The organism is Novosphingobium sp. BW1 (genome assembly GCF_008107685.1).
Lineage (GTDB): Bacteria > Pseudomonadota > Alphaproteobacteria > Sphingomonadales > Sphingomonadaceae > Novosphingobium.
This window is the reverse complement of the sequence record NZ_VIRF01000041.1, coordinates 123,460-136,441: the sequence shown is the minus strand read 5'-3', so window position 1 is coordinate 136,441 and position 12,982 is coordinate 123,460. Positions and strand designations below refer to the sequence as shown.

The following is a 12,982-nucleotide window of genomic DNA, read 5'->3' as shown; positions in this document are numbered from 1 at the left end:
CTGCGGGTCATCTGTCAGGACTTGCGTCCCTGCCGTTCATGCATTTGCCTGTAATGCTGAACGCGCGTGGCTCGAAGTCCCGCCATCCCTTCACGTTCGACAGAGCGTTGCCACGACGCAAGTTCTTCGAGCGTTAGTCCATAGCGGTCGCATGCTTCCGCTATCGTAAGCAGACCGCCATTGACGGCTGCGACAACTTCGGCCTTGCGGCGCACGACCCATCGCGAAGTATTCGCGGGCGGTAATGTTGCCCTCTCTAGTTTTTCCCCTAAGGGCCCAATAACGGAATCGGGCCGTTTTTTCTCGTCATGTTCCATGGTTGGCCTCTCTCGATTGTCAGCACCAACCCCCCTGACGGCAACTATTCTTGCCAAAATGCGTTAAAATTAATTAACTTGCGAAGGTTAATTACAAATTATGTATTATACCGAGGAAACGCGGATGATCTCTTGTGTGTCACTAAATGTGCTGTTTACGAAAGTTTACAAGACATTAATCTTTATTAATTAGCCTTGCGGGCAGGAGAAGCGGCGCAGCGGAGGAGGGCATCAAGCAGATGCGGGACGTATGCGACCATCCAAGCGTGGTAGCCCGGCATGTTTCGTCGGCGGGCTGCCAGTTCGTAGTGGAATGCGGCGAACTGGTGTGCGGCCAGAAACTGGCCTTCGCGCTCGATGGTGTAGGGAAGATCAAGGCGCGGGTGCGCTGGAGCGTGGCTGATCGCGTGGCTGATCGCGTGGGGGTGGCGTTTGACCGGGTGCTGGATCCCGGTGCGGAGAAGATATTGACGCGCTATGGCCGCGCGGCCCGGCGTTTGGAGCTGGAGATCGTTGTCTGAGCTGAAGCGAGCCGGCCCTTCGGGCGCTCATGTCAAAGGAATTGAGTGACAATGTTTCCCAAGGGTCATCGCCCTCGGACTCCTCAAATTTGTGACCTCATCTTGCCTGCGCCGCCCTGGCTGAGAAAGGTGAGGTCGCCGGGGGCGGGGGCAAGGGGTGATGGCCCCTTGATAAATCCCTTTCTTCCCCATTTTCTGCGGCCAGCCTCAGCTGGCCCGCCAGCGGCGGCGCTTGCGCAGCCACAGGATCGACCAGTCGCCGTTCACCATGCGTCCGGCGAGGCGAAGGCCCGCCTGCCGGCAGGCGCGGCGCACGGCAGGTTCCTGCGTTTCCAGAAGGCCTGCAAGGACGAGGTGTCCGCCCGGAACCAGCGCATCCGCGAAGTCGGGGGCGAGTTCGACGAGCGGTCCGGCCAGGATGTTTGCGAGGACAAGATCGTAGGGGCCTCGCGCGTGGAGCAGGGGGTGGTCCATGCCGGCCGCGACGGTCATGATGAGCTCGCCGTTACCTTCGCCCATGGCAATGCCGTTGGTTCGTGCATTGGCTTTGACCACGGCGGGGCAGACCGCGTCGATGTCGCTCGCGATGGCCAGCGCATTGGGCCACAGGCGCAAAGCGGCAAAGGCGAGGAGCCCTGTGCCCGTGCCGATGTCCGCGCAGCTGCGTACGATGACGCCGCGCTGCTTCATGTGCGTGAGCATGGCAAGGCACCCTGCGGTTGTCGCGTGCTGTCCGGTACCGAATGCCTGGCTTGCGGGGATGGTGAAGTCGAAAACGCCGCCTTCCTTCAGAGCGGGGTGTTCGGGTGTGTGGACATGAAAGGCGCCTGCGCGGATCGGTTCCAGGTCCTGCTGGCTGGAGACTAGCCAGTCCGTCTCGGGCAGTTGCTCGATCTCGAATTCCGGAGCCTCGCCGGGGAAGAGAGCTGTCAGTGCCTCGGTTTCAGCCGGGCCGGGTTCGTGTCCGAGCCAGGCCTCAAGCTGCCAGTCGTCGGGCTTGTCCTCGGCGATCTCGCTGCCCGAGATGACGATCTCGGGATCCCAGTCGAAGGCGTCCTCGTGCGCGATGAGGACATGTTCGATGGTGGCGCGGTCGGCAAAGGCGGTAATCTTCCAGCTCATGGCTTTGTTACTTCTGCTTGGGGGGCGTCCTCGCGCTCTTGGGTGAGGCGGGTGTCGAGATAGGCGGATGCCTTTGCGGCATAGCGGGCGCAGGCCCCGGCGTCGATCAGCGGGGCTTTGCCGGCCAGGCGTGCAAAGAGATCGCTGGCCGAAGGGTGCGGGGTGACAAGGACGTGGCAAGGCAGGTTCCGGATAACGGAAAAGCCGTTGCGTGCCTGTGCCACGCGGTCGGGATGGTCGGTGAAGCGATAGCCCTTGGCCGAAATGGTGGTGGCGCTGTCGACATAGGCGATTGTCATCGCAGGCGCCTCGGCCGCGCTTCGCGCAATGGTCCAGCTCATCGATCCGGGCGTGTGGGCGGGCGTTGCGTGGACCGCGATCTTGAGCGATCCTACCGCGAGCGCGCCGCCATCGGCAAGGATGCGGTCGACCGGAAAGGGGGGGAAGTCCGCGATCCGACCACGCTGGGGGTCTTCCGGACTGATTTTCCCGCGCGCGAAACTGCGCGCAGCGACAGCGAGGGCCGCTGTCTTCGCGCCTGTTGTGCGTCGCAGCGCAGCATGGCCACCGACATGATCGTGGTGCTCGTGCGAGCTGAGCAGCCAGCGTACATCGCGTGGATCGAAACCCAGCTTGCGGATATTGCCAAGGACGATGTCCGCGGCCTCGGCGACACCACTGTCAATCAGCACCAGTCCATCGTCGCTGTCAAGGAGCAGGGTGGTGATGCCACAAGTCCCGACATACCACGCCTTTATCCCGGTTTCCGAGGCGATGCGCGCAGGTGGCGCGGGCTCGGCCCAGCCATCGCGACCCGCGCAGGCCTGCGCCAGTCGTGCGCCGGACGCATCGTCGCTGCGCGCAAATGCGTATGGGGCGAGCAGGGCGAGGGCACCTGCGGTCAGCGCGGCGAGAAGGCGATGCGAGCGGCGTGCGCGGGGCATAAAGAGGGCGGGCTTCGTCATCTTGCGTGCCTTAGGCGCGAGGCCTGCGCTTGGCTAGTTGCGCGCCCCAATCCTGCGGATGTGACTGTGGAACTTGCGCGTTGCAGCGAAATGACTAAGGGGGACTTCCACGAGGGCAGCGTACCTAGGCTGCCGCAGGCAAGGGGATTCGCAAGGACATGGCCACCGCTGGCAGCAAGAACCGTCCGTTATCGCCGCACCTCCAGATCTGGCGCTGGGGTCCGCATATGTTTGTCTCGATCATGCACCGCGTGAGCGGGCACGGTCTGGTTGTCGGCCTCGCGCTGCTGCTGTGGTGGCTTGGCGCGCTCGCCAGTGGCCCTGCTGCGTACGCGCAGCTTGCCGAGTGCATGACCTCGCCCATTGGTTACATTGTTCTGGTCGGCGTTAGCTGGGCCCTTTTCAATCACATGATGAGCGGCCTTCGCCACTTCGTCCTCGATATCGGCGCCGGTTTCGAGTTGAAGGGCAACCGCAACTGGTCGATCCTGACCAGCGTGCTGGGTGTCGTTCTCACCATCGCCTTCTGGGCGATCCTGCTGCTGCGCTGAAGATAGGGTAGACATCATGGGTAACGGAACCTCCATCGGCCGCGTGCGCGGTCTCGGCTCGGCCAAGCATGGCGCGCATCACTGGCTGGTCCAGCGCTTCACCGCGGTCGGCAACCTCTTCCTGCTGATCTGGCTGGTCGCCTCGATCCTTCTGTTCGACGATCTGTCCTACGTCACGGTCATCGACTGGATCTCCGCGCCGGTACCGGCAGTCGCCATGGGCCTGCTCATCATCTCCACGTTCTGGCACGCGCGCCTGGGCATGCAGATCATGATGGAAGACTATGTCCACGACCACGGCACCAAGTTCGCGTGCCTTGCCGCTCTTAACATCGCCGTTTTCGCAGGTGCCGCCTTTGGCGTCCTGTGCATCCTTCGCCTCGCGCTGGGAGCCTGATTGAATGACCCAGGATAAGACTGGTCCCGCCTACAAGATCATTGACCACATGTATGACACCGTCGTCGTCGGCGCCGGTGGCTCGGGTCTGCGCGCCACGATGGGGTCGGCCGAAGCCGGCCTGAAGACCGCGTGCATCACCAAGGTCTTCCCCACCCGCTCGCACACCGTGGCGGCGCAGGGCGGCATCGCAGCCAGCCTCAAGAACAACACGCCCGACCACTGGACCTGGCACATGTACGACACCGTCAAGGGGTCGGACTGGCTGGGTGACCAAGACGCGATCGAGTACATGGTGCGCGAAGCGCCCGACGCGATCCTCGAACTGGAGCATGCGGGCATGCCCTTCAGCCGCAACGAGGACGGGACGATCTACCAGCGTCCGTTCGGCGGCCACATGCAGAACATGGGCGAAGGCCCGCCGGTGCAGCGCACCTGCGCTGCGGCCGACCGTACCGGCCACGCCATGTTGCATACCCTGTACCAGCAGTCGCTGAAGTACGCGGCGGACTTCTTCATCGAATACTTCGCCATCGACCTCATCATGGACGGTGGCAAGTGCGTCGGCGTGATCGCGCTGTGCCTCGATGACGGCTCGATCCACCGTTTCCGTTCGCAGGCTGTGGTGCTGGCGACGGGCGGCTATGGCCGCAGCTATTTCACCGCGACCTCGGCCCACACCTGCACCGGCGACGGCGCGGGTATGGTCCTGCGCGCAGGGCTGCCGCTCCAGGACATGGAGTTCGTCCAGTTCCACCCCACCGGCATCTACGGTGCGGGCGTGCTCATCACGGAAGGTGCGCGCGGCGAGGGCGGCTACCTCACCAACTCCGAGGGTGAGCGCTTCATGGAGCGCTATGCCCCGTCGGCGAAAGACCTTGCCTCGCGCGACGTCGTCTCGCGTTCGATGGCGCTGGAAATCCGCGAAGGCCGCGGCGTGGGCCCGAATAAGGACCACATCTACCTGCACCTTGACCACATCGATCCCAAGGTGCTGGCACAGCGCCTTCCGGGCATCACCGAATCGGGCAAGATCTTCGCGGGCGTCGACCTGACCCGTCAGCCGCTGCCTGTCGTTCCCACCGTCCACTACAACATGGGCGGCATCCCGACGAACTACCACGGCGAGGTCATGACGATCGGTGCCGATGGTAACCCCGAGACGGTTGTCCCGGGTCTGTTTGCGGTGGGGGAAGCGGCCTGTGTGTCGGTCCACGGCGCGAACCGCCTGGGCTCGAACTCGCTGACCGACCTTGTGGTATTCGGCCGTGCGACCGGCCACCGCCTCAACGAAACGGTCAAAGCTGGCGCGGCTCAGCCCGAACTGCCCAAGGATTCGGCGGACCTGGCGCTCACGCGTCTCGATCACTTCCGCTACGCCGATGGCAACACCCCCACGGCTGAGATCCGCAAGGAAATGCAGCAGAACATGTCGGCCCACGCCGCCGTGTTCCGCACCGAGCAGCTCATGGCCGACGGCAAGACCGCCATGGCTGAGACCTACAAGAAGATGCAGGACATCAAGGTTTCGGACCGCGGTCTGATCTGGAACTCCGACCTCGTCGAGACGATGGAACTGGACAACTTGATCGGTGCGGCCACCGTGACCTTGCACGGTGCCCATGCGCGCGAAGAAAGCCGCGGCGCCCACGCGCACGAGGACTTCCCCGATCGCAACGACGGCGAGTGGATGAAGCACACTGCCGCCTGGTTCAACGGCTGGGGCGGCAAGGGCGGCGAGGTCCGCCTCGACTACCGTCCGGTGCACGAATACACGCTCACTGACGATGCCGAGTACATCAAGCCCAAGAAGCGCGTGTACTGATCCCGGCGCCTTCGCTCGGTCCGAAGGCCAGGTGTTCAAAAGGCGGTGTTCCCGGAAGGGAGCGCCGCCTTTTTACGTCTCGGGCGGCTACTGAGATCAGGCGACGCAGGAAAAATCGTTTGCAAGAGCGCACTTTCCTACGCGCGGCGGCAACTTCCTGGTGGGTTTCAGTGTTTTTGCCAGTGTCGCTCCTCCTGTGGTGAGGGCACATTTTCAGCCCGTGAGCCCGCCAAGGAGACGCCCATGCCGCGCGAAGAACTCGACCCCGCTCTCACCCCCGATGTTGAGAAGGACCCGGTCGTGGCCGCGCTTGCCCATGCGCCGGGCAAGATCTGGGGCTGGATACTGGCCTACGGGATCTTCCTGTTAGTCCTGGGCCTGCTGATCCTCACGAACCCTATTGCGACGGGGGTGGCGACAGGCATCATCGTGGGCATCACGCTTCTGCTTTACGGTGTCGCCGCGATTGCCGCAGGGGCCACCTCGATGGCACATCGTGGGCGCTGGGTGGAAATCGCGCTGGGCGTCCTGGCCCTGATCGCGGGCCTCTTTGCCCTGTTTAACCCGGTGGTCGGCGCGCTGTCGCTCGTCTGGGCGATCGGCGCGTGGCTCGGGATTGCGGGTGTCCTGCAAATCGCCTGGGCACTCAAGGCCAGCCACGACAGGGGCTGGCGCCTGTTCATGGGCGCGCTCGACCTCGTGCTCGGCCTCATCCTGCTATTCTCTTCGCCCGCGACGGGCCTTGCGTTTCTGGCGGTGATCCTGATGATCTCGTTCGCCGTGCGGGGCGTATTCCTGATCGTGCTGGCGCTGGGCATGCGCAAGGTCGGCAACGCGGTACGCTCCCGCCTTTAGGGGGCTCCGGGGCGCTGGTGCTCGACCAACGGCATCCCGGGATCTGCGAACGACATCTGCGCGATTGACGCTCATTGTTTACAGGCGTAGTCGATTACGTGTGTAAACGATGGAGCAAAACGTGGCCGCAACACCCGAAGCCAAAGCCCAGTCTGGCGAGCGTATTTCCGAAGCCGAGCATGCGGTGATGGAAGTCCTGTGGGAAGAGGCACCGCTCTCTGCGCAGGATGTCTGTGCAAAAGTCTGCGCCGCGCGCGGGTGGAGCCTGCCAACGGTCAAGACCCTGCTCGCGCGCCTCGTGACCAAGCAGGCGCTCAGCACCACGCGCGATGGCAAGCGCTTCCTCTATAGCCCCGCCATGGCCCGGTCCGACTATGTCGGCACCGAAAGCCGCCGCCTTGTCGACCGTCTGTTCGGGGGCAGGGCGGCGCCGCTGTTCGCCCAGCTCGCGCAAGCTGAAGCGTTGACCGATACCGACATTGCCGAGATCGAAGCTCTCCTCAAGGAGTTGAAATCATGACCGAATGGTTGATTGATACGCTGACGATGACCGGCGCGCTGATGGCGCTGGTACTGCTTCTTCGCCGCCCGGTGGCGCGTAGCTTTGGTGCGCAGGCCGCATATGCCCTGTGGCTGTTGCCCGCGCTTCGCTTCGTGATGCCGCCGCTGGCCTTGCCCGCGGCTCTGGCGCCGACGCGTTGGCTCGCGGGGCTGGAAGTCGGCGTCGCGCAGAGCTCGGCGCGCGCCGGGGAAGCATCGACTGCGCTTCGGCCTGCGTCCGAGGCGGCGGGGATCGTCTTTGCCGCCGAGCCTCCCGCTGATTTTGTGTTCGTGCCCGCCGAGCCCGAGTCCTGGATGCAGATCCCCTGGACCAGCACGCTCCTCATGGTCTGGCTGGCAGGGGCACTTGCGTTCCTTGTCTGGCGTACCTGGAACTACCAGATGATGCGCCGGCAGATCCTCGCCGATGCGCGGGCCGTCGCCAGCGCAGGCCGCGTTCGCATTATCGAAAGCCCGCTGGTGGCTGTGCCGCTTGCCTTCGGGGTCTTCGACAAGGTGGTCGCGCTGCCCTTTGGCTTTCTTGCCAAGGCCGATTCCGAAACCTCGGACTTTGCTATTGCCCACGAACTCGAGCACCACGCTGGGGGGGACCTCATTGCAATCATGGCGCTGCAGCCGCTTTTTGCGCTGCACTGGTTCAATCCGTTGGCTTGGGCATCATGGCGCGCGCTGCGCGGCGACCAGGAGGCGGCCTGCGATGCCCGCGTCATGGCTGGCCGGGACCGGGCCGAGAGGGCGCGCTATGGCCAGCTCATTGCCTCGTTTGCCGGGCATGCACCGCTGGCTCTGGCTGCGCCGATGGCGGGCGGGCTTGGCGGCGGCAAGCCTATCATCCAGCGCCTGCGGGCGCTCAACCAGGCCGAGACAGGCCCCAGGCGCAAGCTGGCCGCGCGCAGTCTTTTCGCGCTCGCTATCGTGGCGGTGCCGATGACCGCGACGGTCAGTTACGCGGCGCGCGGGCAGGACGAGGTCACGGCCGCCACGGACCTCGACGTGCCGCTATCTCCTGCGCCTCCCGCGCCTCCATTCGTGCCCGGCCGCATTGCCGCGCCGCTCCCGCCGGAGGCTCCCTCCGCTCCCGAGGCCCCCGCCAGCGTGAGGGATATTCCCCCGGTGCCGCCCGCTCCGCCCTCCGTGTTCGATGAGGTCGCAGCCTCGACCGAACGCGCCGTGCGCCGGGCCGAGAAGCAGGCGCGCCATGCGGGACTGAACGAGGTCGAGATCGAGGCGATCGTCGCCAAGGCCCTGGCGAATGCGCCCAAGGTCGAGGAGTTGGTCTCGAGGGATGGCAAGGTGAAGACCCTGCGCATTGTGCATCCGGCGCAAGACGGTGTGGGAGAGGCACGCCGTGAGATGGTGATCGATACGCGCTGCCCGGCCGACACCCAAGGTCGCTCGCGCGCTCGGAAGCAATCCAAAGACGGCGAGCACGTCGTGATTTGCTCAGGGCCCCCGCAACACATCGCGCAGATCGTGCTCAGCGCGCTGGAAGGTGCCCGCCACGAGATCGCTGCGCAGGCGGGGCACGATGCGCCAAGCCGTGCAGGCGCCTTAGCCGAGATCGAGCGCGAGCTGGCTGAGGCGCGGGCCGAGGTGAAGCGCGACCTGCGCGCCGACGAGATCTGAAGAAGACCTGTACAGCCGAGAAGGCGAGGAAGGCAGTGCAGCGCCGTTCCCGCCTTCGCGCATTGCGGGCCTAGATCTGGCCCTGCACCACGGGCTGGCTGACGATGGGAACGCCCGCGCTGGTGCGGTCACCCTGTTCCTCGCCGCGCTCGACCTTCGTATCCTTGTCACCGTTCTTTTCTTCGGTGTCGCGGCGGTCGAGTTCGGCTTCGATGGCGGCGATATCCTCGGCGGTGGCGGGTGCGGCGGGGTAGTCGCATCCGCGCGAAGCGCCCACCCCCTTGAGGAAGCCGCGGCGTGTCATGCCGGCCTGGATCGCGGCGCGCACTTCACGCTCGCGGTCGTTCGCGCCCGAGATTTCGCGGATGAGGCCGCGAAAGGGAATGAATGAGGAGACGATCCACTTGGCGACACGCCCGGCGCTGATGCGGTCGCGCTCCTCCTTGGGAATGTCGACGTCGGGGCCGATGGCCGCGAAGATTTCCTGCACCGACCGGCCGATGGCCGCGCAGCTGTTCAGTCCGGTCAGATCGTAGGGCTGCTTCACCGCTCGGGTCAGCACCTCGGGTATTTCCTTGGAGTCGAGGTTGAGGTCGGTCACCGGCGTCTTGGCAATGTCGAGCGCGGAGGGATCCTTGCTGGTGATCGGCTTGCTGTCCCCCTGCGCGAGCGCGGGTTGGGCAAGTGGCAGTAGGGCAAGGGCGGCAATGAGGGCGCGGGTTCGCGTGGACATTCGAACGTCTCCATAGTAGCGGCCTTGGAAGCGAGCGAATGCGCCGGGCAGCTTTTTTCTATCGGCTTGATATCCGCACATTCTGTCCGGCTTGATGCGTTCAACGTATCACACGTGTTCGCGTTCCCGTTGCGAAAATTGCACAAGCCATGCGGTGTGTTGCGGCGGTCTTGGGCCCTCAATCTCCTACACGGTGCAAACCGCCGTTGCGGCATCGGGAGCGCTTGTGCCATGAGGCGGCTGCGGCGTCCTGCCGCACAAAGGAAAAGCGATACCTTCCGTGTTCGTCAGACCGTTCTTGAACGCCGTGTGGCTGCTATCTGCCTGGCCTGTGGCGCGCGGCGACTGGCGCGTGCGGGGCAGGCGGACCTGGCTGGCTGCTCTTGCGGGGGTGATGGCGGTGACCGGCCCGGCCCCGCTCGAGGCCGCATCGCGGCGATTCGAGCGCGCGCTCGAAGGGCGCCTGCGCCACCATATCGAGATACTGGCGAGTGACGACTTCGCGGGCCGCGAACCGGGCACCGAGGGTGAGGCCAAAACGCTGCGCTACCTGGGCCGGGAATGGTTCGACATCGGCCTCGTCTCGGGCACCAACGATCCCGCCAACGAGTGGTTCGCGCCCGTCACCCTGGTCGCGCGTGAGCCTGCGACGTCGTCGGCGCAGTTCTTCCGGGGGCGCGGCACGAAGGCGCTGACGCCCGAGGATGTGATTGTGCTGACCTCGGGCAAGCGCGGCCTTGCCCGCCGCTCGCCCCTGCTTTTCGTCGGCAACCTGGAAGCTGGCGCGCTGACACGTAACGAACTGGCCGGGCGCATCGTCGTCCTGCTCGACGGCCTGCGTGAGGATGAAGTCGCATCCGGCACGCGGCAAAGCGCGTTCCTGGCAATGGGGGCGGCGGCCGTGCTCACCGTGCTTGACGGGTCGCGCAGCTTCGAGGAGGTTGTCGCCCGGCGCGGACGTTCGGGCTATGCACTGGCGCAAGATGCGACTGGCGGCGACCTAGAGGCCTTCATCAGCCCCGAGGCGATGGCAGAGCTTCTGAAAGGAACCGCGCAGACACTCCCCTCGCTGGAGGCGAAAGCGGCGCGCGCCGACTTCATGCCGCTTGCTCTCGGTCTCTCCGCCTCGTTCGAGGCCACCACCCGCTCCACGACCATTCACACCCACAACCTCATCGGCAAGCTGCCCGGGCGGAACCCGGATGCGGGCGTGGTCCTGTTCGTCGCGCATTGGGACCACTTCGGGGCCTGTGCCGAGCCGCCCGCAGAAGATACCGTCTGCAACGGCGCGATTGACAACGCGAGCGGGGTGGCCGCGCTCACCGAAGTGGCCCGCGCGCTCGCCAAGGGGCCGCCGCTTGAACGCGACATCTACTTCCTTTCCACAACGGGCGAGGAAGTCGGGCTGCTAGGTGCTCATGCTTTTGCCGAGAACCCGCCGGTCCCGCTCGACGGCATCGTGGCGGCGTTCAATATCGACTCGGTCGCCATCGCACCCGCCGGCACGCCGTTCGCCATCGTCGGCAAGGGTATGACCGGACTTGACGAGGACATCGCCAAAGTAGCCCGGCGTGCCAACTTTGATCTTCTCGAGAGCGAGGATGCCAACGAATTCGTGCGCCGTCAGGATGGCTGGGCCTTGCTTCAGCATGATATCCCGGCGGTCATGGTCACAACGGCCTATGGCGATATCAGCCGTATGCGTGCTTTTTACGAGAGCGACTATCACCGCCCCAGCGACGACCTGACCCATGGGTTGGCACTGGGAGGCGAAGTTGAGGACGTGCTTCTCCTCACAGACCTGGGACGCTGGTTTTCCGATCCGCGCAACGCGCCGCTTGCTCGCCCCGAGGCGCCCTGAAACCCTGCGCAAGGCCGCGCTGCACCACCAGGACGTCTATCCAAATTGGTGTTTGGCCACAAAAACGCGTTTTTGTGCACCAGCGAGGCATAAGAAGCGCATCTGCCCACTAGCCCAAAGCGCACCACTTGGTTACATGGGCCGCCACGAATCTCCCCAAAGGCATGGTGGCACACATGGAAATCCAGCTCGGACTCACCTTTGACGACGTTCTGCTTCGTCCCGCGAAGTCCGACATCGTTCCCAATCAGGCCGATACCCGCACGAAACTTACGCGCGAAATCGGTCTGAACATCCCCGTTATCTCTTCGGCCATGGACACCGTGACCGAAGCCGACATGGCAATCGTCATGGCGCAGCTGGGCGGGATCGGCGTGCTCCATCGCAACCTGACCATCGAGGAGCAGTGCGCGGCTGTCCGCCAGGTCAAGCGCTTCGAGAGCGGCATGGTCGTGAACCCCATCACCATCGCCCCGGACGCGACACTGGGCGAGGCGCAGGCGCTCATGCAGTTGCATAAGATCAGCGGCATTCCCGTGGTCGAAAGCTCGGGCAAGCTGGTTGGCATCCTCACCAACCGCGACGTGCGCTTTGCCGACAACACCGCACAGCCCGTGCGCGAGCTGATGACGCACGAGAATCTGGCGACTGTCAGCACCGGCGTTGGCCAAGATGAGGCGCGCCGCCTGCTGCACGCCCGCCGCATCGAGAAGCTGCTTGTCGTCGACGATGCCTTCCACTGCGTGGGCCTCATCACAGTCAAGGATATCGAGAAAGCCGTCACCTATCCCGATGCGACCAAGGACGCGGCAGGCCGTCTGCGCGTCGCGGCGGCGACGACCGTGGGTGACAAGGGCTTTGCCCGCACCGAGGCGCTGATCGATGCCGAGTGCGACGTGGTCGTGATCGACACCGCGCATGGCCATAACGCCGATGTCGCGCGCGCCGTCGAACGCGCCAAGAAGATCTCCAACTCGGTTCAGGTGATCGCGGGCAACGTCGCCACCGCCGAGGCCGCCAAGGCGCTCGCCGAGGCGGGTGCGGACTGCATCAAAGTGGGCATCGGCCCGGGCTCGATCTGTACGACGCGCATCGTCGCGGGCGTGGGCGTGCCCCAGTTGACCGCCGTCATGGACGCGGCCGAAGCGGCCGACAAGCTGGGCGTGCCGGTCATTGCCGACGGTGGCCTTCGCACTTCGGGCGATGCCGCCAAGGCGCTCGCTGCCGGTGCCTCGACCGTGATGGTCGGCTCGATGCTGGCAGGCACTGCCGAAGCGCCGGGTGAGACCTTCCTGTACCAGGGGCGCGCCTACAAGTCGTACCGCGGCATGGGCTCTGTGGGCGCGATGGGCCGGGGCTCGGCCGACCGCTACTTCCAGGGCGACATCAAGGACCAGATGAAGCTCGTCCCCGAGGGCATCGAAGGCCAGGTGGCATTCAAGGGCCCCGCCAAGGACGTGATCCACCAGTTGGTGGGCGGCATCAAGGCGGCTATGGGCTACACCGGATCGGCCACGATCGAGGATCTGCGCAAGAACTCGCAGTTCGTGCGCATCACCAACGCGGGTCTCAGCGAAAGTCACGTCCACGACGTGACCATCACCCGCGAGGCACCCAACTACCCGACGCGCTGAGCCGGAGGCCGGGA

The 12,982-nt window shown here is 64.9% G+C and carries 13 protein-coding genes; 9 read left to right on the top strand and 4 right to left on the bottom strand.

Features of this window, described 5'->3' with window-relative positions:
* Positions 1-14: 14 nt before the first annotated feature.
* Positions 15-317 (bottom strand): DUF1153 domain-containing protein, encoded by a 303-nt coding sequence (locus FMM79_RS02285; RefSeq protein WP_148625765.1) that lies wholly within the window; start codon positions 315-317, stop codon positions 15-17.
* Positions 318-556: 239 nt separating this feature from the next.
* Here FMM79_RS02285 and FMM79_RS02280 point away from each other — a divergent pair, with 239 nt between their 5' ends.
* Complete coding sequence (locus FMM79_RS02280; RefSeq protein ID WP_148625763.1) at positions 557-838, top strand: PilZ domain-containing protein; 282 nt, start codon at positions 557-559, stop codon at positions 836-838.
* 207 nt (positions 839-1,045) lie between these two features.
* On the opposite strand, the gene FMM79_RS02275 is transcribed toward FMM79_RS02280, so the two are convergent.
* Both FMM79_RS02275 and bla read right to left on the bottom strand, forming a co-directional pair.
* Positions 1,046-1,960, bottom strand: coding sequence for a 50S ribosomal protein L11 methyltransferase (locus FMM79_RS02275; protein WP_148625762.1), 915 nt, complete (start codon positions 1,958-1,960; stop codon positions 1,046-1,048).
* Positions 1,957-2,925: a subclass B3 metallo-beta-lactamase gene (bla, locus tag FMM79_RS02270; protein ID WP_148625760.1), complete on the bottom strand. Its 969-nt coding sequence runs from the start codon at positions 2,923-2,925 to the stop codon at positions 1,957-1,959. The genes FMM79_RS02275 and bla overlap by 4 nt, the downstream gene beginning before the upstream one ends.
* Before the next feature lie 158 nt (positions 2,926-3,083).
* Between bla and sdhC the strand changes: the two genes are divergently transcribed.
* From sdhC to FMM79_RS02240, 6 genes are all read left to right on the top strand, one after another.
* Entirely contained in the window at positions 3,084-3,476 is a 393-nt protein-coding gene (sdhC, locus tag FMM79_RS02265) for a succinate dehydrogenase, cytochrome b556 subunit (RefSeq protein ID WP_148625758.1), read from the top strand.
* A 16-nt stretch (positions 3,477-3,492) separates the two neighbouring features.
* Entirely contained in the window at positions 3,493-3,873 is a 381-nt protein-coding gene (sdhD, locus tag FMM79_RS02260; RefSeq protein ID WP_148625756.1) for a succinate dehydrogenase, hydrophobic membrane anchor protein, read from the top strand.
* 4 nt (positions 3,874-3,877) lie between these two features.
* On the top strand, positions 3,878-5,698 hold the full coding sequence (gene sdhA, locus FMM79_RS02255; protein ID WP_148625755.1) for a succinate dehydrogenase flavoprotein subunit: 1,821 nt from the start codon (positions 3,878-3,880) through the stop codon (positions 5,696-5,698).
* A 243-nt stretch (positions 5,699-5,941) separates the two neighbouring features.
* Positions 5,942-6,553, top strand: a complete 612-nt coding sequence (locus FMM79_RS02250; protein WP_148625753.1) for an HdeD family acid-resistance protein — start codon at positions 5,942-5,944, stop codon at positions 6,551-6,553.
* 109 nt (positions 6,554-6,662) lie between these two features.
* Positions 6,663-7,073, top strand: coding sequence for a BlaI/MecI/CopY family transcriptional regulator (locus FMM79_RS02245; protein WP_148625751.1), 411 nt, complete (start codon positions 6,663-6,665; stop codon positions 7,071-7,073).
* Positions 7,070-8,740 carry a M56 family metallopeptidase gene (locus FMM79_RS02240; protein ID WP_148625749.1) on the top strand — a complete coding sequence of 557 codons (1,671 nt, stop codon included), beginning with the start codon at positions 7,070-7,072 and terminating at the stop codon, positions 8,738-8,740. The genes FMM79_RS02245 and FMM79_RS02240 overlap by 4 nt, the downstream gene beginning before the upstream one ends.
* A 70-nt stretch (positions 8,741-8,810) precedes the next feature.
* Here FMM79_RS02240 and FMM79_RS02235 read toward each other — a convergent pair whose 3' ends face one another.
* Positions 8,811-9,473 carry a hypothetical protein gene (locus tag FMM79_RS02235; protein WP_148625747.1) on the bottom strand — a complete coding sequence of 221 codons (663 nt, stop codon included), beginning with the start codon at positions 9,471-9,473 and terminating at the stop codon, positions 8,811-8,813.
* Between the two features lie 280 nt (positions 9,474-9,753).
* Here FMM79_RS02235 and FMM79_RS02230 point away from each other — a divergent pair, with 280 nt between their 5' ends.
* A complete protein-coding gene (locus FMM79_RS02230; RefSeq protein WP_240338926.1) occupies positions 9,754-11,334 on the top strand; it encodes a M28 family peptidase in 1,581 nt (526 codons plus the stop codon).
* 176 nt (positions 11,335-11,510) lie between these two features.
* Complete coding sequence (guaB, locus tag FMM79_RS02225; RefSeq protein WP_148625745.1) at positions 11,511-12,968, top strand: IMP dehydrogenase; 1,458 nt, start codon at positions 11,511-11,513, stop codon at positions 12,966-12,968.
* Positions 12,969-12,982 lie beyond the last annotated feature (14 nt).

Bases quoted from the DNA above. Each gene is read 5' to 3' on its own strand.
- FMM79_RS02285 (WP_148625765.1), bottom strand. From the start codon at position 317: ATGGAACATGACGAGAAAAAACGGCCCGATTCCGTTATTGGGCCCTTA.
- FMM79_RS02250 (WP_148625753.1), top strand. From the start codon at position 5,942: ATGCCGCGCGAAGAACTCGACCCCGCTCTCACCCCCGATGTTGAGAAG.
- FMM79_RS02280 (WP_148625763.1), top strand. From the start codon at position 557: ATGCGGGACGTATGCGACCATCCAAGCGTGGTAGCCCGGCATGTTTCG.
- sdhD (WP_148625756.1), top strand. From the start codon at position 3,493: ATGGGTAACGGAACCTCCATCGGCCGCGTGCGCGGTCTCGGCTCGGCC.
- guaB (WP_148625745.1), top strand. From the start codon at position 11,511: ATGGAAATCCAGCTCGGACTCACCTTTGACGACGTTCTGCTTCGTCCC.
- FMM79_RS02240 (WP_148625749.1), top strand. From the start codon at position 7,070: ATGACCGAATGGTTGATTGATACGCTGACGATGACCGGCGCGCTGATG.
- bla (WP_148625760.1), bottom strand. From the start codon at position 2,925: ATGACGAAGCCCGCCCTCTTTATGCCCCGCGCACGCCGCTCGCATCGC.
- sdhA (WP_148625755.1), top strand. From the start codon at position 3,878: ATGACCCAGGATAAGACTGGTCCCGCCTACAAGATCATTGACCACATG.
- FMM79_RS02245 (WP_148625751.1), top strand. From the start codon at position 6,663: ATGGAGCAAAACGTGGCCGCAACACCCGAAGCCAAAGCCCAGTCTGGC.
- sdhC (WP_148625758.1), top strand. From the start codon at position 3,084: ATGGCCACCGCTGGCAGCAAGAACCGTCCGTTATCGCCGCACCTCCAG.
- FMM79_RS02235 (WP_148625747.1), bottom strand. From the start codon at position 9,473: ATGTCCACGCGAACCCGCGCCCTCATTGCCGCCCTTGCCCTACTGCCA.
- FMM79_RS02275 (WP_148625762.1), bottom strand. From the start codon at position 1,960: ATGAGCTGGAAGATTACCGCCTTTGCCGACCGCGCCACCATCGAACAT.